General features: G+C 70.1%; 21 protein-coding genes, 1 tRNA gene and 1 pseudogene. 15 read left to right on the forward strand and 8 right to left on the reverse strand.

Features of this window, described 5'->3' with window-relative positions; all coding sequences use genetic code 11:
- Positions 1-42 precede the first annotated feature (42 nt).
- Positions 43-1,983: an AMP-dependent synthetase/ligase gene (locus ACIRF8_RS03910; protein ID WP_404210538.1), complete on the forward strand. Its 1,941-nt coding sequence runs from the start codon at positions 43-45 to the stop codon at positions 1,981-1,983.
- Positions 1,984-2,031: 48 nt separating this feature from the next.
- On the opposite strand, the gene ACIRF8_RS03915 is transcribed toward ACIRF8_RS03910, so the two are convergent.
- The 5 genes from ACIRF8_RS03915 to ACIRF8_RS03935 form a co-directional block, all read right to left on the reverse strand.
- Complete coding sequence (locus ACIRF8_RS03915) at positions 2,032-2,868, reverse strand: ABC transporter permease (protein WP_404210540.1); 837 nt, start codon at positions 2,866-2,868, stop codon at positions 2,032-2,034.
- A complete protein-coding gene (locus ACIRF8_RS03920; protein ID WP_404212269.1) occupies positions 2,865-3,914 on the reverse strand; it encodes an ATP-binding cassette domain-containing protein in 1,050 nt (349 codons plus the stop codon). The genes ACIRF8_RS03915 and ACIRF8_RS03920 overlap by 4 nt, the downstream gene beginning before the upstream one ends.
- 80 nt (positions 3,915-3,994) lie before the next feature.
- Complete coding sequence (locus ACIRF8_RS03925; RefSeq protein ID WP_404210542.1) at positions 3,995-4,858, reverse strand: DUF4097 family beta strand repeat-containing protein; 864 nt, start codon at positions 4,856-4,858, stop codon at positions 3,995-3,997.
- 259 nt (positions 4,859-5,117) lie between these two features.
- Positions 5,118-6,047, reverse strand: a complete 930-nt coding sequence (locus ACIRF8_RS03930) for a carotenoid oxygenase family protein (protein ID WP_404210544.1) — start codon at positions 6,045-6,047, stop codon at positions 5,118-5,120.
- Between the two features lie 90 nt (positions 6,048-6,137).
- A complete protein-coding gene (locus ACIRF8_RS03935; RefSeq protein WP_404210546.1) occupies positions 6,138-6,584 on the reverse strand; it encodes a cytidine deaminase in 447 nt (148 codons plus the stop codon).
- 358 nt (positions 6,585-6,942) lie between these two features.
- Here ACIRF8_RS03935 and ACIRF8_RS03940 point away from each other — a divergent pair, with 358 nt between their 5' ends.
- The 6 genes and pseudogenes from ACIRF8_RS03940 (at position 6,943) to ACIRF8_RS03965 (ending at position 11,365) form a co-directional block, all read left to right on the forward strand.
- A complete protein-coding gene (locus tag ACIRF8_RS03940; RefSeq protein WP_324776050.1) occupies positions 6,943-7,164 on the forward strand; it encodes a hypothetical protein in 222 nt (73 codons plus the stop codon).
- A gap of 345 nt (positions 7,165-7,509) precedes the next feature.
- A pseudogene (locus tag ACIRF8_RS03945) lies at positions 7,510-7,665 on the forward strand (type VII secretion-associated serine protease mycosin); the annotation flags it as partial.
- Positions 7,666-7,726: 61 nt separating this feature from the next.
- Positions 7,727-8,341, forward strand: coding sequence for a S8 family serine peptidase (locus ACIRF8_RS03950; RefSeq protein ID WP_404210548.1), 615 nt, complete (start codon positions 7,727-7,729; stop codon positions 8,339-8,341).
- Between the two features lie 151 nt (positions 8,342-8,492).
- Positions 8,493-8,939 (forward strand): amino acid ABC transporter permease, encoded by a 447-nt coding sequence (locus tag ACIRF8_RS03955; protein WP_404210550.1) that lies wholly within the window; start codon positions 8,493-8,495, stop codon positions 8,937-8,939.
- Between the two features lie 6 nt (positions 8,940-8,945).
- The gene (locus ACIRF8_RS03960) at positions 8,946-10,733 is read left to right on the forward strand and encodes an alpha/beta hydrolase (RefSeq protein ID WP_404210552.1); all 1,788 of its coding nucleotides are present in this window, start codon (positions 8,946-8,948) and stop codon (positions 10,731-10,733) included.
- Between the two features lie 107 nt (positions 10,734-10,840).
- Positions 10,841-11,365: a hypothetical protein gene (locus ACIRF8_RS03965; protein ID WP_404210554.1), complete on the forward strand. Its 525-nt coding sequence runs from the start codon at positions 10,841-10,843 to the stop codon at positions 11,363-11,365.
- A 720-nt stretch (positions 11,366-12,085) separates the two neighbouring features.
- On the opposite strand, the gene ACIRF8_RS03970 is transcribed toward ACIRF8_RS03965, so the two are convergent.
- The 3 genes from ACIRF8_RS03970 to ACIRF8_RS03980 form a co-directional block, all read right to left on the reverse strand.
- Positions 12,086-12,544, reverse strand: a complete 459-nt coding sequence (locus ACIRF8_RS03970) for a type II toxin-antitoxin system VapC family toxin (RefSeq protein WP_404210556.1) — start codon at positions 12,542-12,544, stop codon at positions 12,086-12,088.
- Positions 12,534-12,803 carry a type II toxin-antitoxin system Phd/YefM family antitoxin gene (locus ACIRF8_RS03975; protein WP_404210558.1) on the reverse strand — a complete coding sequence of 90 codons (270 nt, stop codon included), beginning with the start codon at positions 12,801-12,803 and terminating at the stop codon, positions 12,534-12,536. The genes ACIRF8_RS03970 and ACIRF8_RS03975 overlap by 11 nt, the downstream gene beginning before the upstream one ends.
- A gap of 214 nt (positions 12,804-13,017) precedes the next feature.
- Positions 13,018-13,090: transfer RNA gene (locus tag ACIRF8_RS03980), tRNA-Arg, on the reverse strand.
- Between the two features lie 363 nt (positions 13,091-13,453).
- Here ACIRF8_RS03980 and ACIRF8_RS03985 point away from each other — a divergent pair.
- The 8 genes from ACIRF8_RS03985 (at position 13,454) to ACIRF8_RS04020 (ending at position 23,997) form a co-directional block, all read left to right on the forward strand.
- Positions 13,454-15,100, forward strand: a complete 1,647-nt coding sequence (locus ACIRF8_RS03985; RefSeq protein WP_404210560.1) for a dynamin family protein — start codon at positions 13,454-13,456, stop codon at positions 15,098-15,100.
- Positions 15,101-15,105: 5 nt separating this feature from the next.
- On the forward strand, positions 15,106-16,956 hold the full coding sequence (locus ACIRF8_RS03990; RefSeq protein WP_404210562.1) for a GTPase: 1,851 nt from the start codon (positions 15,106-15,108) through the stop codon (positions 16,954-16,956).
- 98 nt (positions 16,957-17,054) lie between these two features.
- Entirely contained in the window at positions 17,055-17,663 is a 609-nt protein-coding gene (locus tag ACIRF8_RS03995; protein WP_404210564.1) for a single-stranded DNA-binding protein, read from the forward strand.
- A 358-nt stretch (positions 17,664-18,021) separates the two neighbouring features.
- Positions 18,022-19,449 carry a Cys-Gln thioester bond-forming surface protein gene (locus ACIRF8_RS04000; RefSeq protein ID WP_404210566.1) on the forward strand — a complete coding sequence of 476 codons (1,428 nt, stop codon included), beginning with the start codon at positions 18,022-18,024 and terminating at the stop codon, positions 19,447-19,449.
- A 114-nt stretch (positions 19,450-19,563) separates the two neighbouring features.
- Positions 19,564-21,009: an argininosuccinate synthase gene (gene argG / locus ACIRF8_RS04005; RefSeq protein WP_404210569.1), complete on the forward strand. Its 1,446-nt coding sequence runs from the start codon at positions 19,564-19,566 to the stop codon at positions 21,007-21,009.
- Positions 21,010-21,236: 227 nt separating this feature from the next.
- The gene (gene ettA / locus ACIRF8_RS04010) at positions 21,237-22,901 is read left to right on the forward strand and encodes an energy-dependent translational throttle protein EttA (protein WP_404210571.1); all 1,665 of its coding nucleotides are present in this window, start codon (positions 21,237-21,239) and stop codon (positions 22,899-22,901) included.
- Positions 22,901-23,320, forward strand: a complete 420-nt coding sequence (locus ACIRF8_RS04015; RefSeq protein ID WP_404210573.1) for an acyl-CoA thioesterase — start codon at positions 22,901-22,903, stop codon at positions 23,318-23,320. The genes ettA and ACIRF8_RS04015 overlap by 1 nt, the downstream gene beginning before the upstream one ends.
- A complete protein-coding gene (locus ACIRF8_RS04020) occupies positions 23,317-23,997 on the forward strand; it encodes a hypothetical protein (RefSeq protein ID WP_404210575.1) in 681 nt (226 codons plus the stop codon). The genes ACIRF8_RS04015 and ACIRF8_RS04020 overlap by 4 nt, the downstream gene beginning before the upstream one ends.
- Positions 23,998-24,011 lie beyond the last annotated feature (14 nt).

Raw genomic sequence — 24,011 nt, forward strand, 5'->3', positions numbered from 1 at the left:
AGCACGCACCGACCGCCAGCCGCCGCGCGACCGGGAGCCGTCATGGGCGTACGCAGAGATCTGAAGCGAGCCAGGAACCGCGCCGACCTGGCCGAACGCGGCAGACCCGAACTCGTCAGGGACGACCGGGGCGTGGTCCGCGAGGCCCGCACCCCGCCGCTCGCCGCGCCCCCATCGGACGGCTCCACGCCCGCCGACATCCCGTACGTGAACGCCGCGGAGGCCCCGGACACCGTCGTCGTACGACGCAAGGAGCCCGCGGCGCCGGGGGAGTGGCGGCCGGTCACCGCCGCCGCGTTCGCCCGCGAGGTGACCGCCGTCGCCAAGGGGCTGATCGCCGCGGGACTCGAACCGGGCGGGCGCGTCGCCCTGATGTCGCGCACACGCTACGAGTGGCAGGTCCTCGACTTCGCGATCTGGGCGGCCGGCGGCCAGACCGTACCGGTCTACGCGACCTCCGCGCCCGAGCAGATCGAGTGGATCGTACGGGACTCCGGCGCCCGCACCCTGATCGTGGAGACCCCCGAGAACGCGGTCGCCGCCGAGACCGCGCTGGCCGCCCTGCCCGACACCGAACGACCCCGCCTCTGGCAGCTCGACGAGGACGCCGTACCCCGACTCGCCGCCCTGGGGCGGGACATCGAGGACGACGAGGTCACCAAGCGCCGCGCCGCCCTCACCCCCGACACCGTCGCGACGATCTGCTACACCTCCGGCACCACCGGCCGCCCCAAGGGCTGCGTCCTCACCCACGGCAACCTGTACGCGGAAGCCGCGAACACCGTCGAACTGCTGCACCCCCTCTTCAAGGCCGTCAGCGGACAGGCCGCCTCCACCCTGCTCTTCCTGCCGCTCGCGCACATCCTCGGCCGCACGATTCAGGTGGCGTGCCTGCTCGCCCGCATCGAACTCGGCCACTGCCCGAGCATCAAACCGGCCGAACTGCGCCCCGAACTGCGCTCGTTCCGGCCCACGTTCGTGGTCGGTGTGCCCTACCTCTTCGAGAAGATCCACGACACCGGCCGGGCCACCGCGGAGAAGATCGGACGCGGCGCGTCGTTCGACCGCGCCGACCGGATCGCGGTCACGTACGGCGAACGCGACCTGGCGAGACTCCTCGAAGGCAAGAAGGGCCCCGGCCCCGCACTCACCCTCGCCACCCGCCTCTACGACCTGCTCGTCTACCGCCGCGTCCGCAAAGAGCTGGGGGGCCGCCTCCGCTACGCGATCAGCGGCGGCTCCCCCCTCGACCGCGCCCTCAGCCTGTTCTTCTACACCGCCGGAATCGTCATCTACGAGGGCTACGGCCTGACCGAGACGTCGGCCGCCGCCACCATCACCCCGCCGCTGCGCCCCCGGCCGGGCACCGTCGGCCTGCCGGTCCCCGGCACCACGGTACGGATCGCCGACGACGGCGAAGTGCTCGTCAAGGGCCCGATCGTCTTCGGCGCGTACTGGCGCAACCCGGCGGCGACCGATGAAGTCCTCGACGCGGACGGCTGGTTCGCCACCGGAGACCTCGGCGCCCTCGATGACGACGGCTACCTCACGATCACCGGCCGCAAGAAGGACATCCTCGTCACCAGCGGCGGCAAGAACGTCTCGCCCGCCGTCCTGGAGGACCGGCTCCGCAGCCGTTCGCCGGTCGGCCAGTGCATCGTCGTCGGCGACAACCGGTCCTACGTCGCCGCCCTCATCACCCTCGAACCGGAGTCCGTCGCGCACTGGCTGAGCGTGCGCAAGCTGCCCGCGGACACCCCGATGTCCGAGGTGATCCGCGACCCGCGCATGATCGAGGCCGTCCAGAAGGCCGTCGACTACGCCAACGAGGCCGTCTCGCGCGCCGAGTCCATCCGGAAGTTCTCGCTGGTGGAGGGCGAGTTCACGGAGGACAACGGGCTGCTCACCCCCTCCCTGAAGATCAAACGCAAGGAGGTCATGGCGGCGTACGAGAGGGAGATCGAGGAGCTGTACGGCTCCTGAGGCACGGAGGGCACGGAGGGCACGGAGGGCGCGGAGCGAGAGCCGGCCTCAGCGCTTGTTCTTACCGCTGCTCTTGCTCCTGTTGTCGAACCGGGAGCGCGACCAGACGTAGCCGACCAGGGCGATCCCCGCACACCAGGCGAGCGAGACGACGCCGCTGCTGCCGATCGCCGTACCGGTCAGCAGCCCGCGCAGCGTCTCCGTCATCGGGGTGAACGGCTGGTACTCGGCGAACCGGCGCAGCCCCGGCGACATCGACTCGGCCGGTACGAACGCCGACCCCAGGAAGGGCAGGAACTGCACCAGCAGCGGCTTGTTGCTCGCGGACTCGACCGTCTTGGAGATCAGCCCGAGCGCCGCCGACAGCCAGGCCACCGCGAACGCGATGGCCGCGAGCAGCCCGGCCGCGGCCAGCCACTCCAGCGGGGTCGCCCCGGACCGGAAGCCGACGGCGAGCGCGACGCCCACGACCAGGACCATGCAGAGCATCGTCTGTACGACGCTGCCGACGACGTGCCCGGTCATGAACGACGAACGCGTGATGTTCATGGTGCGGAAGCGATTGATGATGCCCTCGGTCATGTCGGAGCAGACCGCGATGGACGTCGACATCGAACCGGCGGCCACCCCCATGACGATGATGCCGGGCGTCAGATAGTTCACATAGGCGTCGTGCACATAGGGGTCCCGACCGTCACCGCCACTGGCGCCGCTCCCTCCGATACCGGCGCCGATCGTGTCACCGAAGGCGTACACGAACAGCAGCAGCATCAGAATCGGCATCATGGCGCTGCCGAACCCCACGGCCGGGTAGCGGATCGCGTGCTTCAGGTTCCGCCGCAGCATCGTCGCCGAGTCGTGGACGGCGTAGGTCAGGGTGCTCATCGCAGGGTCTCCTCGATGTGGAGGGCGGGACGTTCGCCGGTGCCGGTGCCGGTGCCGGTGCCGGTGCCGGTCTCGGCCTCGTCCTCGGTCCCGGTGGTTCCGCCGCCGGTCAGGGCGAGGAACACGTCGTCGAGGTCGGGGGTGTGTACGGAGAGGTCGGCGGCGCGGACACCGGAGGCGTCGAGCCGGTCGAGCACGGTGCGCAGCGCGTCGAGGCCACCGTCGCCCGCCACGCGCAGGGCGAGTTCCTCCTCGTCGCGGGCGGCTCCGGGGAACGCGCCCGACGCCCGCTCGAAGGCGTCCTGATCCGTGAACCGCAGCCGTACGTGGCTGCCCGGGATCTGCGCCTTGAGCTCGTCGGAGCTGCCCTCGGCGACGATCCGCCCGCCGTCGAGGACGGCGATCCGGTCGGCCAACTGGTCGGCCTCCTCCAGGTACTGGGTGGTGAGGAAGACGGTGACGCCGTCGGCCACCAGGGAGCGCACGATGGCCCACATGGTGCGGCGGCTGCGCGGGTCGAGCCCGGTCGTCGGCTCGTCGAGGAAGATCACGCGCGGGTCGCCGACCAGCGTCATGGCGAGGTCGAGCCGGCGCCGCATGCCACCGGAGAAGGTGGCGGCGCGGTGGTGGGCGACCTCCGCGATGTCGAACCGCTCCAGCAGATCCCGGGCCCGCCGACGCCCCTCGCGCTTGCCGAGTCGCAGCAGGTCGGCCATGAGGAGGAGGTTCTCCTCGGCGGTCAGCAGGTCGTCCAGCGCGGCGAACTGCCCGGTGACACCGATCGCTGCGCGTACCCCGTCGGGCGAGTCGTCGACATCGTGCCCGGCGACCTGGGCGCGCCCGCCGTCAGCCGGGACGAGCGTCGACAGGATCTGCACGGTGGTGGTCTTCCCGGCACCGTTCGGCCCGAGCAGGGCGAAGACGGATCCGGCGGGGATGCGCAGGTCGATGCCGTCGAGGACGGTCTTGTCCCCGTACGACTTGCGCAGCCCGACGGCGGAGACGGCGAGACGCGGCCCACCGGAGGCTCGTCTGGACGTGGGCATGACAGATGAAGGCATGGAGTTCCTTGAGGAGGCGAGGTGAGGTCTTCGGGGGCCCGAAGTGCGGGCGTTCGAGCGGGGTCTCAGACGCGGGCGCGGGCGCGGCGGATGTCGATGTTGCCGTAGCGGGTACGGGCGCGGACCTCGACGGTCTCCTCCGCCGTGGCCGGACTCATGGACTCGGCGAGCGCGTTGTGCACGCGGCCCGCGCCCGAACTGACGTCGAGCCAGGCGGCCGTACCTTCGCGGACGCCGATCTCGATGGCGCCGTACCCGGTCTCCAACTGGGCGGTGCCGCGCGCGACGCGGGCGATCCGCACCGTTCCGTGCGCGGTGGTCGCGGCGACGGACCCCTCGGCGTGCTCGACCATGATGTCCCCGTTGGCGCCGCTGACGCGCAGGTCGCCGCTGATGTCGCCGACGAACGTGGTGCCGTGCGAGTTCTTCAGCACCGCGGTGCCCTCGACCGAGCCGAGGCGCAGACTGCCGGAGCTGGTGGTGATCTCGGCGGGCCCCTGGACGCGGTCGACGCTGATGCTGCCGTGCGAGGCGGTCAGCCGCAGCGGCCCCGTCGACTCCAGGCGCACATCGCCGGACGAGGTCTTCACCCGCACCTCACCGAGCCGGCCTTCGCCACGCACCTCGGTCCAGGCGCCGGTCGCCTCCACCTCGGATCCGGTGGGCAGGTGGACGACGATGTCGACGATGCCGGTGCGGCCGAAAAGGTGGCGCTGCTTGGGGGTCCTGATGTGCAGGGTGCCGCCCGCTCGCGACACCTGGGTCTGCTCGGAGATCCGAACGTCGGCGTCCTTCTTCGGGTCGCGCGGGGCCACGTCGACAACGGTGTCGGCGCGCTTGCCCGCGACGAACCGGATCGATCCGGCCTCCACGTGCGCCGCGACCTTAAGGGCCTCCGGGTAGTCCTTCGGGAAGTCGAAAGTAGGCATGGCAGGCCGTCCCGTCCTCGTGTGGGGGCTGCGGGCGTGAACGCCGCGCTGCGGTGACGTCATAGTGGCACCATAATGGCACCACGCGCAACCGTCGCGGTAAGGGCGTGGCGGGTTCCGCGTGGCAGCGCACAGCCCCATGTCCGCTGTGAATTCATGGGGGATAGCTGGCCACCCGCAGGTCAGGCGGTACGCCTCGGGAGGGCGGCACGACATAGCCTGGCATCATCCGGCATCACCTGGCGCCATTCCCAGCCGCCTAAATGGCGCTAGGTGACGCCATGCCATCCACCGCTGACGCGTCCGGCACCCAGTTCCCGTGGAACCCGACGGGGACCCGCACCGGCAGATGGACACGGGCCACCGGCTCACCGCCCACGTCCTGCGCGGCGAGTACGACGAGGTCGGTGGCGCCCCGGTCGGGGTCGAAGACGTACGTCAGGAGCCAGCCGTCGTCCTCGCCGCTTCCGCCCGCCCGCGGCACGAACACGGCCTCGCCCACATCCCCGTCGGGGTGGAAGGGATGCGTCTCGCTGCGACCGCGCTCCAGGTCGAACTTGACGATGCCGACGCCGACCTGGGACAACCCGGGCGCGGGCTCCGTCGGCGACAGCAGATGCCGCCGGGCCCGGTCACCGGCGTAGCCGCCCTCCGGTTCGAGCACCCCGTACCCGTACCGGTGGGCGCCGGTCTCCCGTCGCGGGTCGATGCGCGGGAACTCGACGGCCCGCTCGTCGAGCCCGTCCTCGCGCACGGTTGCGGCGACGAGATCGACGGTCCAGCGCACGAGGCGCGGCGGCACCTCGTCCGGGCCGTGGCTGTCGCGCGCCGCGAACAACCTGTCGTAGCGCACCAGATGCACGGTGAGCAGCCCCGGCCCGTCCTCGTAGGCGTTCATGGGATGGAAGACGAAGCACGGCTCGACCTCCAGCCACCGGATGTCCTCGGCCCGCCCGTCGCGCAGCCGCACGCCGTGCACCATGCCGGGCCCCTGGAACCAGTGGTACGCGGCCGGCTCCTCGATGTTCAGCGGATTGGGCCCGTTGCGCAGGAATCGCCCGTCGAGCCCCGCGGGTATCCGCCCGGTCACCTCCAGATCACGGGCGTCGACCTCTTCGCGCACGGGTGCGAACAACCCCCGCAGATACGGGTTGCCCGGTGTCTCCGTACGTCGTCCCTGACCGGCCATGACGGCCTCCTAGGCGGATCCGCGTGCTCCGGGGCGTGCTCAGGTCTCCCCTCCCACCATCCAGCGGAACGCGCAGGGGGTCGAGCCCCCTTACTCGCCCGGCTCGCCGTCGAGTTGGTGCTCGGCCCAGACGTAGGTCAGGGGAAGCAGCTCACGGATCGGCACGGCCCTCAACCGCCCTCCCTCGCTCAAAATGACCTCTATGTGGGGAAAGTAATCGAGCATCGCCTGCCGACACCGCCCGCACGGCGGGATGACCCCCCGGTCCCGGTCGCCCACGGCCACCATGGTGTCCAGCTCGTACGCGCCCTGGGCGGCGGCGGCACCGATGACGACGAGCTCCGCGCAGGGCCCGCCGGTGAAGTGATAGGCGTTCACCGCGGTGATGATCCGGCCGTCCCGGGCGCGGGCCGCGGCGGCCACGGTGTGATGGTCACCACGGCACCGGGTGCGGGCGACCTGTGCGGCGGCCTCGACGAGCTCCTGATCGACGGGGGACGCCGTTTCCCGGGCCTGGACACGAATGCGCTCGTTCATGATCACGGTCTCCACATGGTCAGGGGGCGCCGGAGATCACCGACAGCCCGAATGCTCCACCATGCCGCCATCTGCACCTGTACCTGTACCTGTACCTGTACCTGTACCTGCACCTGTACCTGTGCCTGTGCCTGTGCCTGTGCCTGTGCCTGTGCCTGTACCTGTACCTGTGCCTGGACCGTCCCCGCCCGCCGCCCGCCGCCCGTCGACCCCGTCACCTTCCGTCATGACACGTCACCATCAGGTCGAACTCCCCGAAAGGCGGGGGCACGCGGCGGGCCCGGATCCAGCTTCGTTGCCTTACTGGTTCCTTACGACCTGACATTTGGCGGCCCCGTGGGCGCATACTGGAAACACGATGACGAAGCCCTCCGCGCCCCGACGCCACCTGCCGACAAGCCCCTTCAACGCTCCGTCCGCCGCTCCCCCCAAGCACTTCGCCCTGGGCGACCGGGTCACGCACGACCGGTACGGCCTGGGAAGGATCATCGGCGTCGAGAACGGCGTCGCGATGCTCGTCGACTTCGGCTCCCGCCAGGCCCGCATCAGCAGCCCGTACACGCACATGGACAAACTCTGACGCTCACGCACCACGAAAGCCCCGGCCTCCTCCCGCACCCGACGGGGGAGCAGCCGGGGCTTCGTTGTGTCGGGGGGCGGGGCTCGGCCCTACGACCGGACCGAAGGTGCCACGGCGTTCGACAGCGATGACACGTGATCGGCTCGCCATGAGGTAAAGGCCGCGTCCTGCAGGGGAAAGACCTCGCGAAGGGCAAGTCTGGCGATGCGGTCACTGACTGGCCTGCATCAGGCCAGCGGCAACGAGGAGCTCATCGATGCCGCCGCCAAGGGCATCCGCTAAGCCGCGGATGCGGGCGCCAAGGTCATCAATATCTCCGAGGGCGCCACTGAAGGTTCCAAGGACCTGACGGATGCGGTCGCGTACGCACTGGGGAAGGGTTCGCTGGTGTTCGCGGCGGCGGGCAACAGTGGCAGCACGGAGAACGCGGTCGAGTACCCCGCGGCGACGCCCGGCGTCGTCGGGATCAGTGCCCTGGGCCGGGATTTCAAGCGGACGGCGGAATCCAAGTTCGGGCCCCAGGTCGATATGGCCGCCCCAGGCGACGACATGGTGGCCGCGTGTGCCGGCTCGACGCACCCTGTGCCGGGGCCATGGCACGAGCGATGCCACCGCGATCGCCTCGGCGTCGGCCGCCCTGATCTGGCCCGCCCACCCGACCCGGACGAACAACCAGGTGCTGCGCGTGATGCCGAACACGATCGGTGCCCCGGTCGACGGGCCGAAGCGTACGGACGCGATCGGCTACGGCGTCGTCCGCCCGCGCATCGCCCTGACCAACCACCCCGGCAACCCGGGCCCGGCCAGCCAGTACCCGCTGCCCGACTTCCCGGTGAAGGCATCCTCGAAGCCGTCCTCGTCTGCCGCCATCGGAGCGGGCGGCGGCAAGGACCACCAGGCGGCAGCGAAGAGCGAGGACAACTCGTCCAGCACTACGCCATGGGTAGCGGCGGGAGTCGGTGCCGTCCGTGGTCGTCGCCGGTGCTGTGGTCGGCTTCACGGCCATGCGGCGCCGCGAACGTACGGCCGGATCCGGACAGGTTGCCCACCCTCAGTCACCGTACGGACCTCCACCTACGTATGGACCGTCCAGCACGAATCCGCGAGACGAGCGCCGATCGTATTGAGCCACACCCAGATTCAGCCTGCGTGTTCGGTGCCCGTGATGAGGGTCTAGGTACAGATACTCAGGCCCGACTTTGAGTGATCGCGCGGAGGCATCAGAAAGCCAGCACTCCTAACGTCTGCAGTAGCAACGATGGTCGGGATCGAGGGCTGGGCCGAGGCGCTTCCCGGCAGGAGACCGGGTAACGGGGAGGGGAACGCGCATGGCGTGGGACGAGTGGGAGCAGCTCAAGAGCGATGCGGCCGAGCGGCATACCACCCACATGCGGCTCAACAGCGCCTCGGTCGACGGCGGCTACTCCACACCGGCCACCGGCAGCGGCGGCCCGGATCTGCTGATCACCGACACCCCGTGGACGGGTGCCGCCCGCGTCGCCAAGGAACTGCGGACCTCCACCGACACCGGCCTGACCGAGCTGAAGAAGTCGGATGACGGCGTAGGCGGCGGCACCGAGGGGTTCGACTGCACGGCCGCGCTGAAGGAGATCCAGCCGACCTGGGAAGCGCGCCTGGCAGCGGTCCGCGACGAGTGCGACCACATGGAGGGCACCCTCGGCAAGACAGGCAAGAGGTTCGGCGAGACCGACCACAAGGTCAAGGGCGACGTCGACGGCGTGCACACTGCCAACAAGCCGGGCTGGGCCAGGTGATCTGACATGCCCACCTGGCAGCAACTGCGCGACCTGAAGATCACCGAGTACGAGGATGCCGCTGACGGCTGGAACAACGTCAGCAACCGCTCGGACGCCTCCCGGGTCCGTGTGGACCAGGAGATGTCGATCCCCGTCCGCAGCACGCAGAAGGGCGAGACGCCGGATGCGGCGGTCGGCCGGCTCAACCGGCTGCGTGACAACTACCAGTACCTGCACAGCGAGTGCGGTCTGATCCGCACCACCCTGAACGCGCTCGCCACCGAGCTGGCCGCCCCGCAGCGCAAGCTGAAGCAGGCCCTGGAGGACGCGGAGTCGCTCGGCTTCACGGTCAACTCAGACGGCTCGGTCACCTACCCCAACCCTGTCCCCCTCGCCCCCGGCAACAGCACGGCCACCCCCGGCTCACAGCTCCCCTTTCTCCCCGGCAAGGGCGAGGCGCAGGGCATGGAGAACAAGGGCAAAGCCGAAGACATCGCCGAACGCATCTCCACCGCCGTCAACGACGCCACCGAGATCGACAACCGCTACGCCGGGACGCTGCGCAAACTAAAAGCTCCAGCCGGGCTGGAAGTCACCCCCGAGATGCTCGCCGACTCCGGCAAGGACATGCAGGCCGTCCAGAAAACCGCGGGCAGAGTCGTCGACAAGGGCGAGATTCCGCACGGCAAGAGCCCGGCGGAGAACAAGGGCTGGTGGGACCACCTCACCCAAGAGCAGCGTGACGAGTACATGACCCTGTACCCGGCGCAGATCGGCGCGCTCGACGGCATCCCGAGCATCGCCCGCGACACGTCGAACCGGATGGTGCTCGCGCAGACGATGGGGCAGACGCAGGTCGCCCTCGTCGACCTGCCCTCGAATCCGCCCCAGTACATCCAGGTCGGCGAACCGCCCTCATCCGTGGTGAACCCGGCATGGCAGAAGTGGCAGCCACTCCACGACAGAATGACGGGCATGCAGGCCATCCAGGCCCGCCTCGATGCGAGCGGCCTGTCCGAGAAGGACAAGCAGGGCAACACCCACACGGGATTGCCGCAGGCCTACCTCCTGGGCTTCAGCACCGAGGGCGATGGACGCGCGATCGTCGCCACCGGCAACCCCGACACCGCCGACAACACGGCGGTCTACGTGCCGGGAACCGGAGCTGGTCTCGCCAACGCCCACGGCGACATCGGGCGCATGTCCGCCCTGTGGCGCAGCGCGAATCAGCAGTCACCTTCCCAGAGCACGTCCACGATCACCTGGATCGGCTACGACGCCCCGGACGAGATTCCCAACGCCACCGTCAAGCACTATGCCGAGGATGCTGCGGGGCCTCTCAACCAGTTCATGGACGGAGTCCAGACCGCCCAGGGCGGCCCGGACACCAGCCACACCACACTCATCGGCCACAGCTACGGCTCCACCACCGTCGGCGCCGCGGCCAAGGCGGACGGCCACATCGCAGCCGACGACATCCTGGTCGCAGGCAGCCCCGGCATGCTCGTCGGCGGCGCCGACAAGCTCGACGTCGGCAGCGACCACGTGTGGGCGGAAGGGGCCCGGGATGACCCTGTCCCCGCGCTGGGCAAGAGGTTCCTCGCCGGGAGCGAGATGGGCGTCTCGACCTGGCACCACATCCCGTACAACGCGGGATACATCCAAAACATCCCTACCGACGAGGCGTTCGGCGCGCACCGTATGGCCGTCGACACCAGTGGCCACAGCGGCTACTGGGACGAAGGCTCGACTTCACTCCAGAACCAGGCGAACGTGGTGGTCGGCCGATACAACCGGGTGAAAGAGGACTGATGAACTCCGCACGTGCACGACGTCCAGGACGTGGCTTCCGACCCTGGGCCGGTGCGGCGTCCGTCGGCCTTGTCGTGTCCCTTCTCACCGCAGGATGTGCCAAGAGCGTGAACGACCACGACCACGACCCCGACTCCGGCTCCAAGTCCCCCACTCTCTCGGCCGGCTCCGGTTCCAAGCCCCCCACTCTCTCCGTCGACAAGGCCCGCGAGCAGACCAACGCCGTCTCCAGCCAGATTCTCGACCTGATCGGCATCAAGGAAGGCAAGGTCACCGAGCCTGGGCCAGGCGTCTCTACGTGCGACGAGGACCCCAAACACCTGTACAAGACCCGTCACCCGTGGTCGATCTACCAGGTGTCGTCCGAAGAGGTCCTGAAGCAGGGCTTCGAGCGTCTCCACAAGAAGCTTCCCCAGAACGGCTGGAAGGTCGTCCGATACGGCCACGACACCAGCAAAGCCAAGACCCTTGGCTTGACCGCGGACTCCACGACCAAGCGTTTCTCGATCAACGTGGAACTGCTCGTTTCCAGTCCCACGGCGGGCAAGGAGAAGGACCCGGTCCTGGCCGTCACGGTCGTCTCCGGCTGCTTCCGGGCACCGAAGGGCACGGACCTCAACACGGAGTACTAGCCGCGCTGGGGAGCTTCAGGACTTCATCCGCGCGATTCACTCCGACGCAGAGGTGCAGGCAGGCAGAGCAGTGGGGTTCTTGAGTTAGGCGGACCGGTACGAGGTTCCCGGACGGCCGTGCCCCGAAGCCGGTGACCGACGTCCGCGACGGCCCTGCTCTCGCGAACAGCCCGGACCTACCGTTCAGCGTGCGGGAAGGACAGCAGGGGGAGAAGGCGGACTTGGTGGCGAAGTGCCACATCCCGGGGGTGGGCCTGCGGGAGAAGGTCAGCATGCGCCCGGTCCCGGAAAGGCGCGAGGTACGCGTCCTTCACGAGCGGTGGGTGAATCGTTCCGCCGGCATCGCCGACGAGAGGTACGGGCGCGGTCACGCGCCTGCGGTATTCACTTACTTAGAAGGTGTCAGGGGTTGAGCGATGTATTCACCTGTGTAAACGCAGATCGCCCGCGAACGAAAGTCGGCAAAGCGCTTGCTGTCATCTCCGGGGTTCCATTGGCCGGTTACCGTCCCTCGCCGCTTCGACCTGACCCGAGAGGGCGGAGCGGGGGACACGTTCGCGGTCGCTCAGCCGAAGGTGACTTGGAACTTGTTGATCGGCATCATCCGGTCACCGTATCGGCGTGTACTGCTCACCGAAAACCCCGGCGTGACATCACCGAGTAGGTCGCGGGTTTGCGTGACCGAGGCGGTCCCACTGCGGCGGTCGCGCGAGCGCGGTACTACCGGTCGTGCAGGATCTCGGGCCGGGTTACGGGCACGATGGTGATCAGCTTGCCGAGGCCCTTGAAGTCGTCGGGGTTGGTGGTGAAGAGGGGGAGTTCCTCGGCGGCCGCGGTGGCGGCAATCATCAGGTCGGCCACGCGGCGACGGGGCTTGCGGCCCGCGGAAACGACCGCGGCGCAGATTCTGCCGTAGATGCGAGCCGCTTCCACGTCGAAAGGGATGGGGTCGAATTCGTTCTCGGCGCGCTGTAGGACGTCCATGCGGCGGGCCCGCTCGGCGTGTTCGTCGTAGTCGCTCCGCTCGGCGCCGCCGCGTACCTGATGAGGGCCTGCGGAGAGTTCCGCGAGGGTGATGGTGCTGATGGCCATCTCGGCGGGCAACTCGTCGGCGTCGATCCACTTGCGCAGGATCATGATGTCGGTGTCGAGAAGTCCCTGCTCGTACTCAACGGGCATACGGGTCGTCCAACTCCTGCTCGATGACGGCGTCCTGGTCGGCACGGAAGGCGTCCACCGAGATGTCAGGTGCGGTGCGTGACATGGCCGCGAACTCGGCACGGGGAACGAAGCGGCGACGGCGGCGGAGCGGGATCAGCTCGCCGACGCGGTGTCCGTCGCGGGTGACGGTGAACGCCTGCCCTCCCTGGACGGCGTCCATGATCTCTTTGGAGCGGGTGCGTAGATCACGCTGTGTGATCTCGGGCTGCGCTGTCATGCTGTCCACAATAGCCAGGATGTGCCACCCAGTGCCATCTGGTGGCACATCGCATCGCACTTCGCGGGTGGTCCACTGTCGGGAGCCGTTGTCGCCGCGACGTAGGGGTGTTGTGCTCACGATCACGGGCAGGCTAAGGCGCTTGCCGTCGGAGCGATGTGCATCCGGACACGAAAGAGCCCCTCACGCGTTTTCGCAGGTGAGAGGCTGTTTGCGCCCCCGGCAGGACTCGAACCTGCGGCCAAGCGCTTAGAAGGCGCCTGCTCTATCCACTGAGCTACGGGGGCCGGTGTGTGGCCGGTGGCTCGGACGGACGTGGGGGTGATCCGTGACCTTGCCGGGGACAAGGATAGGGCTCCCGGGTCCCCGTCCTTGCTGCTTCACCTCCGTGGCTCGATGTGGAGGTTCAGTGAAGCGGAACTGATAATCGCAGGTAGGTACGAATCGTGCACCGCTTTTGACGTCTCACGCCCCGGGTGTTGTGCACTCGTTATGCCTGCGCCCCCTGCCTCCCCTTCCGTCCCGCTGTGTGCTTCCTGTGTGGTATCGGGTGCCTTGTTCGGGGTCTCTTGCCTGCCGACTGGAGTCCATCTGCGCGCTTCGGCGGTCATATGCTTCAGAAAGCCGCCAAAATTGGGCATTCTTCGCATGTGGTGACCTTGGACGTACGGCCTCAGCTGCTCGACGGACTTACCGCGCTGCGCGACCGTGTCGCCGCCGCGCGCTTCCCGCTCCCCCTCGCGGGGGCTCCTCGGGCGCGCGCAGACCGCGGTGAGTTGCTCGCCCAGCTCGACGACTATCTGGTGCCCCGCCTGCGCGCCCCCGAAGCGCCGCTGCTCGCGGTCATCGGCGGCTCCACCGGGGCGGGCAAGTCGACCCTGGTGAACTCGCTCGTGGGGCGCGTGGTGAGCGAAGCGGGCGTCCTGCGGCCGACGACACGTACACCCGTGCTCGTCTGCCACCCCGACGACCATCACTGGTTCTCCGGGATGCGGGTGCTGCCCGACCTCACGCGCGTGTGGGTGCCCCGCCAGGCGGACGGCGAGGCCGACAGCGAACCGGAGGACGAGGACGACACGCTCACGCCCCTCCTGGAGGACGGGGAGCGGGCGCTGCGGGTGGAGACCGCGGGCACGCTGCCGCGCGGCCTCGCGCTGCTCGACGCGCCGGACGTCGACTCGCTCGTCGCCGAGAACCGGGTGCTCGCCGCCCGGCTGATCAGCGCCGCCGACGTATGGGTCATGGTGACCACCGCCTCCCGGTACGCCGACGCCGTGCCCTGGCATCTGCTCCGTACCGCAAAGGAGTACGACGCCTCGCTCGTGACCGTGCTCGACCGGGTGCCGCACCAGGTCCTCGCCGAGGTGTCACGCCAGTACGGCGCACTGCTCACCAAGGCGGGGCTCGGCGACGTACCCCGGTTCACCGTGCCCGAGCTGCCCGAATCGACCGGTGACGGAGGGCTGTTGCCGGCCACGGCCGTCGCCCCGTTGCGGGCCTGGCTGACCCATCGTGCCCAGGACCCGCACGCCCGCGCCCATGCCGTGACCCGCACCGCGCGCGGCGCCCTCGACTCGCTGCGGGTGCGCATGCCGGAACTGGCCGCGGCCGTCGCCGCCCAGTACTCCGCCGCGGTCCGGCTCACCGCCGCCGTCGACGAGGCGTACGACAGCGAGCACGCGCGCGTACGCAGGAGGTTGCGAGGCGGCGCGGTCCTCACCGGTGACGCCCTGAAACGGTGGCGCAGCTACCCGCTGGACTGCTCGGCGAGCGAACTGCTCGACGCGCTCGTCGAGAGCCTGGGCGCCCTCCTGCTGTGCGCGGTGACCGCCGCCGACGAGCGGATCGACGAGGCATGGCGCCGAGAGCCCGCGGGCGCCGCCCCCGAACTGGCCCGGCACGACCCCGAGCCGGAAAGCGCCGAGCACCGCATCGGGCTGGCCGTACGGCGGTGGCGGCGGGTCCTTGAGGAGTACGCCGAGGACGAAGTGCGGGCCTACGGGCCCGCGCAGGGCGCGTCGCCGCCCGACTCCGAACTCGTCGCCGCGCTCGTGGCCACCATGCTGCTCGGCGGGCGGCGCGCCAGGAACGCGGGCGAGAACCTCGCCGAACGCATCGGGGCACAAGGCGCCCTGCGGCTGCGTGAACGCGGCGGAGAGCTGCTGAACGAGTACCTGGACACCGTCCTCGACGCGGAGCGGGAGCGCCGGCTCGCACCGGTGGACGCGCTCGGCGTCGGACCCGAACCACAGGCCGAACTGATCGCGGCCCTGTCGCTGCTTCAGAAGGAGAGGTGAACGCGGTGACCACGGTCACGGACCACTCGGAACGCCTCGATCACGCCCAGCACACCGAGCACGGCGAGCGCGGCGAGCACGTTCCCGCTGCCGACCACGCCGAACAGGGCGGCCACACCGAACGCGCCGCGCCCTGGGACGACGGACTCATCGCGCGCCGCGCCGGAGGCCCACCGGGCGAGGTCCTGGAGAGGGCCCCCGCGCGCGTGGGGACGTACGACGGACAAGACGACAGGGAACTCGGGCAGCGGCTCGACGCCCTGGACGAACTCGTCGGCCTTTCCCGTACGCGGCTCGACGCGGGGACGCTCGCCGAGGCCGGGCGCGTGCTCGACGAGGCCGCCGCACGACGGCGGCTCTCCACGCGGCACACGGTCGTCGCCGTGGCCGGAGCCACCGGAAGCGGCAAGTCGACCCTGTTCAACGCACTCGCCGGGGTGGCCCTCTCGGAGACCGGACTGCGCAGGCCCACCACCTCCGCGCCGATCGCGTGCAGTTGGTCGGACGGCGCGGCGGGCCTGCTCGACCGGCTCGGCGTCCCGGGGCGCTCGCGACGGCGGCCGTTGCACCGGCAGTACGGGGAGACGACCCTCGATGGCCTCGTCCTCGTCGACCTCCCCGACCACGACTCCGCCGCGCCCGCCCACCGCGAGCAGGTCGACCGGCTCCTGGGTCTGGTCGACGCCGTCATCTGGGTCGTCGACCCCGAGAAGTACGCCGACGCCATGCTGCACGAGCGGTATCTGCGCCCCATGGCCGGGCACGCCGAGGTCATGTTCGTCGTCCTCAACCAGGTCGACCGGCTGCCCGGCGACGCCGCCGACCAGGTACTCGACGACCTGCGGCGCCTGCTCGACGAGGACGGCGTCGCGCTCGGCGAGCACGGCGAACCCGGCGCCACCGTGCTGCCCCTGTCCGCCCTGACCGGTGAAGGGGTCGGTGAACTGCGCGAGGCGCTGGGCCAGTTCACGGCCGAGCGGCGGGCCGCCGCCCGCCGGATCGCCGCCGACATCGACGCCGCCGCCGACCGCCTGCGACCCGTCTACGGCGCCGGGCGGCAGGCCGGGCTGAGCGAGGACGCCCGCGAGGAGTTCGCCGACCGGCTCGCCGACGCGGTGGGCGCCGCCGCCGCAGGTCAGGCCGCCGAACGCGCCTGGTCCCGCGGCGCCAACCGGGCGTGCGGCACGCCCTGGCTCAGGCTCTGGCGCTGGTACGAGACCCGGCGCACCCTCCCCGTGCCGGTCGCGGCCCCCGAGGAACCCGCCGACGAGGAGGCCACGGCTCGGCAGCGCGTCGAACACGCGGTGCGGGCGGTCGGGGACGCCGCCGCGACCGGGCTGCCCGCCGCATGGGGGCAGGCGGTCCGGGAGGCCGCCGCGCGCGGTGCCGAAGGGCTGCCGGAGGCGCTGGACGAGCTGGCCGTGGGCATCGACTCCCCGGTGGTGGGCACGGGCCGGGACGCCGTCGTGCCGTACGGCGGCAAGGGACGGCCACCGCGGCCCGGCTGGTGGCCGGTCGCCGTGCTCGCCCAGGTGTCGATGACGGTGCTCCAGGTGCTGGGCGTGTTGTGGCTGGTGGGCCAGTGCTTCGGTGTCGTCCCGCCGAACCTGGTCGTGCCCCTGCTGATGACACTCGCCGGGATCGTGGGCGGCCCCTGCGTGGAATGGTCCTGCCGGATCGCGGCGAGGGGACCCGCGCGACGGTACGGACAGGAGGCGGAACGGCGCCTGCGGGACGCGGCCGCCGCCTGTGGCAGGGCGCGGGTCCTGGACCCGGTCGCGGCGGAGCTGTTGCGGTACCGGGAGGTGCGGGAGCAGTACGTGCGGGTGGCCGGGTTGTCCACAACCGGCCGGTAGGACACAGGCTTCGGCGCGATCCGCGGAGCCGGGGCAGTGTGGGGGTCGCGGCTCGGGGAGGGCTCGGGCCGCGATGCGGACGGGGAGGGACGTACGACATGAACGAGACGCTGCTGACCGTGGTGGGGAACGTCGCGACGACACCGGTGTACCGGGAGCTGCCGACGGGGCCGGTGGCACGGTTCCGGCTCGCGGTGACCCCGCGCCGATTCGACGCGGTGCAGAACACGTGGGTGGACGGACACACCAACTTCTTCACGGTGTGGGCCAAGGGAACGCTCGGCTCCAATGTGCAGGGGTCGGTGTCGATCGGTGAACCGGTCATCGTGCAGGGCAGGTTGAAGGTCCGCGACGAGGAGAGGGGCGGGCAGCACTGGACGTCGGCGGACATCCAGGCGACGGCGGTCGGGCACGATCTGTCGCGCGGAACGTCGGCGTTCCGCCGGGTCGCCAACCGGAGGACGGGAAGGGAGGCGGACCCGGACGGCAGCGGGAGCGGGGGCGGAAGCGGGAGCGGTGGCTGGGGTGGCGGCGGGGGACAACAGGCACGGGACGAGCCGTCGTTCGAGATCGACCCGGACTCGACGTCCACGCCCGCGTCCAAGTCCGCGTCTCAGTCCACGTCCAAGTCCACATCCAAGTCCGCGTCCAAGTCGGCGTCCACACCGGCATCGAAGGCGGAACCGGCACCGGAGCCGGTGGGGTGAGCGGGGGCTGACGACCGGTTCCGACCAGGTGACCGAAGTGCGGCTTATCGACGCCTGCGTACCGGTGATTTGTCGATAAGCCCAGTTCGGCGGGGGTGTTGGCGATAACGATTACGAGTCGGATCGGTTGCCGGGCAACCGCTGCGGGGATCGTCACAAGCCGTTTCCCTAGGATGCCGGGCGTGGCTCTCCGGGCTTCGGGGCCCTGTGGGCCGGTTGGGCCGGTTGGGCCCGATGGGCTCCGGGAGTCGCAAGGGCTCGATCCGAGGGGCCTGACCAGGGGCTCCGAAGGACTCATTGATTTCGACGGCGGGACGCCACCCCCACGTGTCACCACGTTCCGCCTGAAGGGAATTACGTGTTTTCTGTGTTCTCACGGGCCGGGCGCCGCGGACGGCGGAGCGCCGCCCGCCTCGCCGCGGCGGCCCTGGTGTCGGCACTCGCGGCGACCGGGGTCATATCCGGCACCGGCCCCGCTTTCGCGAGCGACGGCACCAAGGAGCCGGGCGGCGCGAGCGCCACCATAGGAGGCCTGGAGACCTACGGGGCCGCCGTGATCCACGACGGCGAAGGTGACGAGCGGGTCTCCGCGGGGCTGTTCCGGATGACCGTCGACGGTGGCGGGATGCTCCAGACGTACTGCATCGACATCCACAACCCGACCCAGACGGACGCCAAGTACCAGGAGACGTCCTGGAGCGGCACGTCCCTCGGCGGCAACGCGGACGCGGGCCGGATCCGCTGGATCCTCCAGAACTCCTACCCGCAGGTCAACGATCTCGCCGCGCTCGCCCGCAAGGCCGGTGCGGGCAGTCTCACCGAGCAGGACGCCGCGGCCGGTACCCAGGTCGCCATCTGGCGCTACTCCGACAAGGCCGACGTCGAGGCGGTGAGCCCCGCCGCCGAGAAGCTCGCCGACTACCTCCAGAAGAGCGCCCGCGCCCTGGGCGAACCGGAAGCCTCGCTCTCCCTCTCCCCGGCGGCCGTCTCCGGGCGCCCGGGCGAACGCCTCGGCCCGGTCACCGTGCACACGAACGCGGACGCCGTCTCCGTGGCGCCGCCCGCCGGGGCCACCGCGGCCGGGGTGCGGGTCGTCGACAAGGACGGCAAGCCGGTCATCTCCGCGGCCGACGGCAGTCGGCTCTTCCTCGACGTGCCCGAGAGCGCGGACGCGGGCTCGGCCGAGCTGACCGTGCAGGCGTCGACGACCGTGCCGGTCGGCCGGGCCTTCGCCTCCGAGACCCGCAGCCAGACGCAGATCCTCGCGGGCTCCAGCGAGTCCACGGTCGCGGCGACCGCGACGGCGAACTGGGCGGAGAGCGGCGCGGTACCGGCGCTGTCCGCGCGGAAGAACTGTGCGAAGAGCGGCGTGGACATCACGGCGGTGAACAAGGGGGACGAGCCGTTCACCTTCGCGTTGATGGGGGAGCGATACACGATCCCGGCGGAGGCGTCGCGGACGGTGACGATCCCGTTGCAGGAGGATCAGGCGTACGACTTCACGATCACGGGGCCGCACGGTTTCGAGACGCGGCTGCGCGGGGTGCTCGACTGCCGCACGGTGGCCGAGGCGATGACCTCCGCCGACCAGGGGCTGACCACCCAGACGACGACACAACCGAGCCCGGCGTCCGTCGGCGGCACCGGCGCCGGAACGGACCTGGCCGAGACGGGCAGTTCCAACGCGACACCGGTGATCGCGGGCATCGCCATCGGCTTGGTCGTGCTCGGCGGGGTCGCCCTCGTCCTGGTCCGGAAGAAGAAGGCGCCGACCGAGGGCGAGTGAGCCGACGGCGGGTGGGGGCCGAGGCGAGCGGAGAGAACTGAGGGTCATGGGTGACGGGCGCGGGCCGCCGACACCCCCGTTGCATGATCATGCGTGATGATGCATACTCTTCCTATGTCCAAGGTCCTCACCTCTCTTCCCGTCGGCGAGCGCGTCGGCATCGCCTTCTCGGGTGGTCTCGACACCTCCGTCGCGGTCGCGTGGATGCGTGACAAGGGCGCCGTCCCCTGCACCTACACGGCGAACATCGGCCAGTACGACGAGCCCGACATCGACTCGGTCCCCGATCGCGCGCAGGCCTACGGTGCCGAGGTCGCCCGCCTCGTCGACTGCCGTGCGGCGCTCGTCGAGGAAGGGCTCGCCGCGCTGACCTGCGGGGCGTTCCACATCCGCTCGGGCGGGCGGGCGTACTTCAACACCACGCCGCTGGGCCGCGCCGTCACCGGCACGCTGCTGGTCCGGGCGATGCTGGAGGACGACGTCCAGATCTGGGGCGACGGCTCGACGTTCAAGGGCAACGACATCGAGCGGTTCTACCGCTACGGCCTCCTCGCCAACCCGAACCTGCGGATCTACAAGCCCTGGCTCGACGCGGACTTCGTGACCGAGCTGGGCGGTCGCAAGGAGATGTCGGAGTGGCTTCTCGCCCACGACCTTCCCTACCGCGACAGCACGGAGAAGGCGTACTCCACCGACGCCAACATCTGGGGCGCCACCCACGAGGCGAAGACCCTGGAGCACCTGGACACGGGCGTCGAGACGGTCGATCCGATCATGGGCGTCCGCTTCTGGGACCCCTCGGTCGAGATCCCCACCGAGGACGTCACGATCGGCTTCGACCAGGGCCGACCGGTGACGATCAACGGTAAGGAGTTCGCCTCCGCCGTCGACCTGGTGATGGAGGCCAACGCCATCGGCGGTCGCCACGGCCTCGGCATGTCCGACCAGATCGAGAACCGGATCATCGAGGCCAAGAGCCGCGGCATCTACGAGGCGCCCGGCATGGCCCTCCTGCACGCCGCCTACGAGCGCCTGGTCAACGCGATCCACAACGAGGACACCCTCGCCCAGTACCACAACGAGGGCCGCCGCCTCGGCCGTCTGATGTACGAGGGCCGCTGGCTGGACCCGCAGGCCCTGATGGTCCGCGAGTCGCTCCAGCGCTGGGTCGGCGCCGCCGTCACCGGCGAGGTCACCCTGCGGCTGCGGCGCGGCGAGGACTACTCGATCCTCGACACGACAGGACCGGCGTTCAGCTACCACCCGGACAAGCTGTCGATGGAGCGGACCGAGGACTCGGCGTTCGGCCCGGTCGACCGGATCGGCCAGCTCACCATGCGCAACCTCGACATCGCCGACTCGCGCGCCAAGCTGGAGCAGTACGCGGGACTCGGCCTCATCGGCACCGCCAACCCCGCGATCGGCGCCGCCCAGGCCGCCGCGACCGGCCTCATCGGCGCCATGCCCGAGGGCGGCGCCGAAGCCATCGCCTCCCGCGGCGACGTCTCCGACGACGCGGAGCTGCTGGACCGCGCGGCGATGGAGTTCGGCACGGACTGACCCGACCCCGCCCCCACAGGCCGGCCCGGCGCCCCTCGGCGCGGGACCGGCCTGCGCGCGTCCCCGCCCCGGCCACCCACCCAGAACCCCAGCTCAGGCCCACCCCCTGATACGGGTTTCCCCCGGGAGGTGGACGTCAGGCAAGATGGGGTGTATCTGCCCTCACGCGGGTGAGCCGCATCGTGCGGGCTCCTCGCTGCCATACTTCGACTGCCGGACGGTTTCTCTTGGCTGAGTACATCTACACCATGCGCAAGACGCGCAAGGCGCACGGCGACAAGGTGATCCTTGACGACGTCACCTTGAACTTCCTGCCGGGGGCGAAGATCGGCGTCGTCGGTCCGAACGGTGCCGGTAAGTCGACCGTGCTGAAGATCATGGCAGGTCTCGAGCAGCCGTCGAACGGTGACGCGTTCCTGTCGCCCGGCTTCAGCGTCGGCATCCTCATGCAGGAGCCGAAGCTCGACGAGTCGAAGACCGTCCTGGAGAACGTGCAGGACGGCGCCGCCGAGATCATGGGCAAGCTGAAGCGCTTCAACGAGGTCGCCGAGCTCATGGCCACCGACTACAGCGACGCGCTGATGGAGGAGATGGGCAAGCTCCAGGAGGACCTCGACCACGCCGACGCGTGGGACCTCGACGGTCAGCTCGAGCAGGCCATGGACGCCCTGGGCTGCCCGCCCGGCGACTGGCCCGTCACCAACCTCTCCGGTGGTGAGAAGCGCCGCGTCGCGCTCTGCAAGCTCCTCATCGAGGCGCCCGACCTGCTCCTCCTCGACGAGCCCACCAACCACCTCGACGCCGAGTCCGTGAACTGGCTGGAGCAGCACTTGGCCCAGTACAAGGGCGCCGTCGTGGCCGTCACCCACGACCGGTACTTCCTCGACAACGTCGCCGAGTGGATCCTGGAGCTCGACCGCGGTCGCGCCATCCCCTACGAGGGCAACTACTCGACCTACCTCACCAAGAAGTCCGAGCGGCTCAAGGTCGAGGGCAAGAAGGACGAGAAGCGGCAGAAGCGGCTCAAGGAAGAGCTGGAGTGGGTGCGGTCCAACGCCAAGGGGCGTCAGGCCAAGTCCAAGGCGCGCCTCGCCCGGTACGAGGAGATGGCCGCCGAGGCCGACAAGATGCGCAAGCTGGACTTCGAGGAGATCCAGATTCCGCCGGGCCCGCGTCTGGGCAGCATCGTCGTCGAGGTCGAGCACCTCAGCAAGGCGTTCGGCGACAAGGTCCTCATCGACGACCTCAGCTTCTCGCTGCCGCGCAACGGCATCGTCGGTGTCATCGGCCCGAACGGTGCCGGTAAGACCACGCTGTTCAAGATGATCCAGGGCCTGGAGACGGCGGACTCCGGCTCCATCAAGGTCGGCGACACGGTCAAGATCAGCTACGTCGACCAGAACCGCGCCAACATCGACCCGAAGAAGACGCTCTGGGCCGTGGTCTCCGACGAGCTCGACTACATCAACGTCGGGCAGGTCGAGATGCCGTCGCGCGCGTACGTGAGCGCCTTCGGCTTCAAGGGTCCCGACCAGCAGAAGCCGGCCGGTGTCCTCTCCGGTGGTGAGCGCAACCGCCTCAACCTGGCGCTCACCCTCAAGCAGGGCGGCAACCTGCTGCTCCTCGACGAACCGACGAACGACCTCGACGTCGAGACCCTGAGCAGCCTGGAGAACGCGCTGCTCGAGTTCCCGGGCGCGGCAGTGGTCGTCTCCCACGACCGGTGGTTCCTGGACCGAGTGGCCACGCACATCCTCGCCTACGAGGGTGACTCCAAGTGGTTCTGGTTCGAGGGCAACTTCGAGTCGTACGAGAAGAACAAGGTCGAGCGCCTCGGTGCCGACGCCGCCCGGCCGCACCGCGCCACGTACAAGAAGCTGACCCGCGGCTGATGGCTCGCCACGTATACGCCTGCCCCCTGCGCTGGGCGGACATGGACGCGTACGGCCACGTCAACAACGTGGTCTTTCTTCGGTACCTCGAAGAAGCGCGGATCGACTTCCTGTTCCGCCCGGACAAGGACTTCCAGCAGGGGTCCGTCGTGGCGCGCCATGAGATCGACTACAAGCGGCAGTTGGTGCACCGGCACGCGCCGGTCGCCATCGAGCTGTGGGTCACCCAGATCAGGGCGGCCTCGTTCACGCTCGCCTACGAGGTCAAGGACCCGGACCAGGTGTATGTCCGGGCCTCCACGGTGATAGTGCCGTTCGACTTCGAGGCGCAGCGTCCGCGCCGGCTCACCGCGGACGAGCGGTCCTTCCTGGAGGAGTACCAGGACGACCAGAAGGACGCGGGGGCGCTCGCCGCATGAGCACGCCCGTGCTGACCTTCGCCGACGCCGGGGAGGCGGCGGACCTCGCCGCCTTCCTCGGCCGGCTGCTGCACTACGACAAGGCCGCCGCGGTACGTCTCCAGGCGCAGGCCGGCGGGCAGGCGCTCGCCGTGTTCGGACGGCCGCCGTCGTTCGAGGTGCTGGCGATCCGCGCGGCACGCCTCCTGAAACCGTACGAGAGCGGGATCGACGACGCGCTCGACGTGACCGTGTCGGCGGGGGAGCTGCTCGACTCGGTGGACGAGGCCGCCGCCACCGCCGCGGTCCCCGGAGCCGTCACCGGCCCCCCGTGGGCCGGGCTGCTCCCGCCGCGCGGCGGCTGGGAACAGGTCCCCGGCTTTCCCGCGGCGGAGGCCCTGCGCGGCCTCGTGAAGGTCGCCGTGAGGGAGTTCCGGTCGCGGGTCGAGGAGTTGGCGCCCGAGGAGCGGACCCGTGCCGGGTTCGACCGGATCGGGCGGGAGATCTGGTCCCGGGAGATCGCGGGCAGCGGGGTGCCGGTGCGTATCGCGCACGCCGCCGCCTCGCTCGGCTTCCTGCGCGGCGACCTCGTCGACCTGCTGGCGTCCGGGTCCTGGGTGCGGTTGCGCACGCCGTACGGGTCCGTGGCCCTGCGGCGCGGTACCGGGCTCGGCGGCCTCCAGGTCACCCCCGCCTGATCATCGCGGCCGGG

The organism is Streptomyces sp. NPDC102406 (genome assembly GCF_044765725.1).
Taxonomy (GTDB): Bacteria; Actinomycetota; Actinomycetes; order Streptomycetales; family Streptomycetaceae; genus Streptomyces.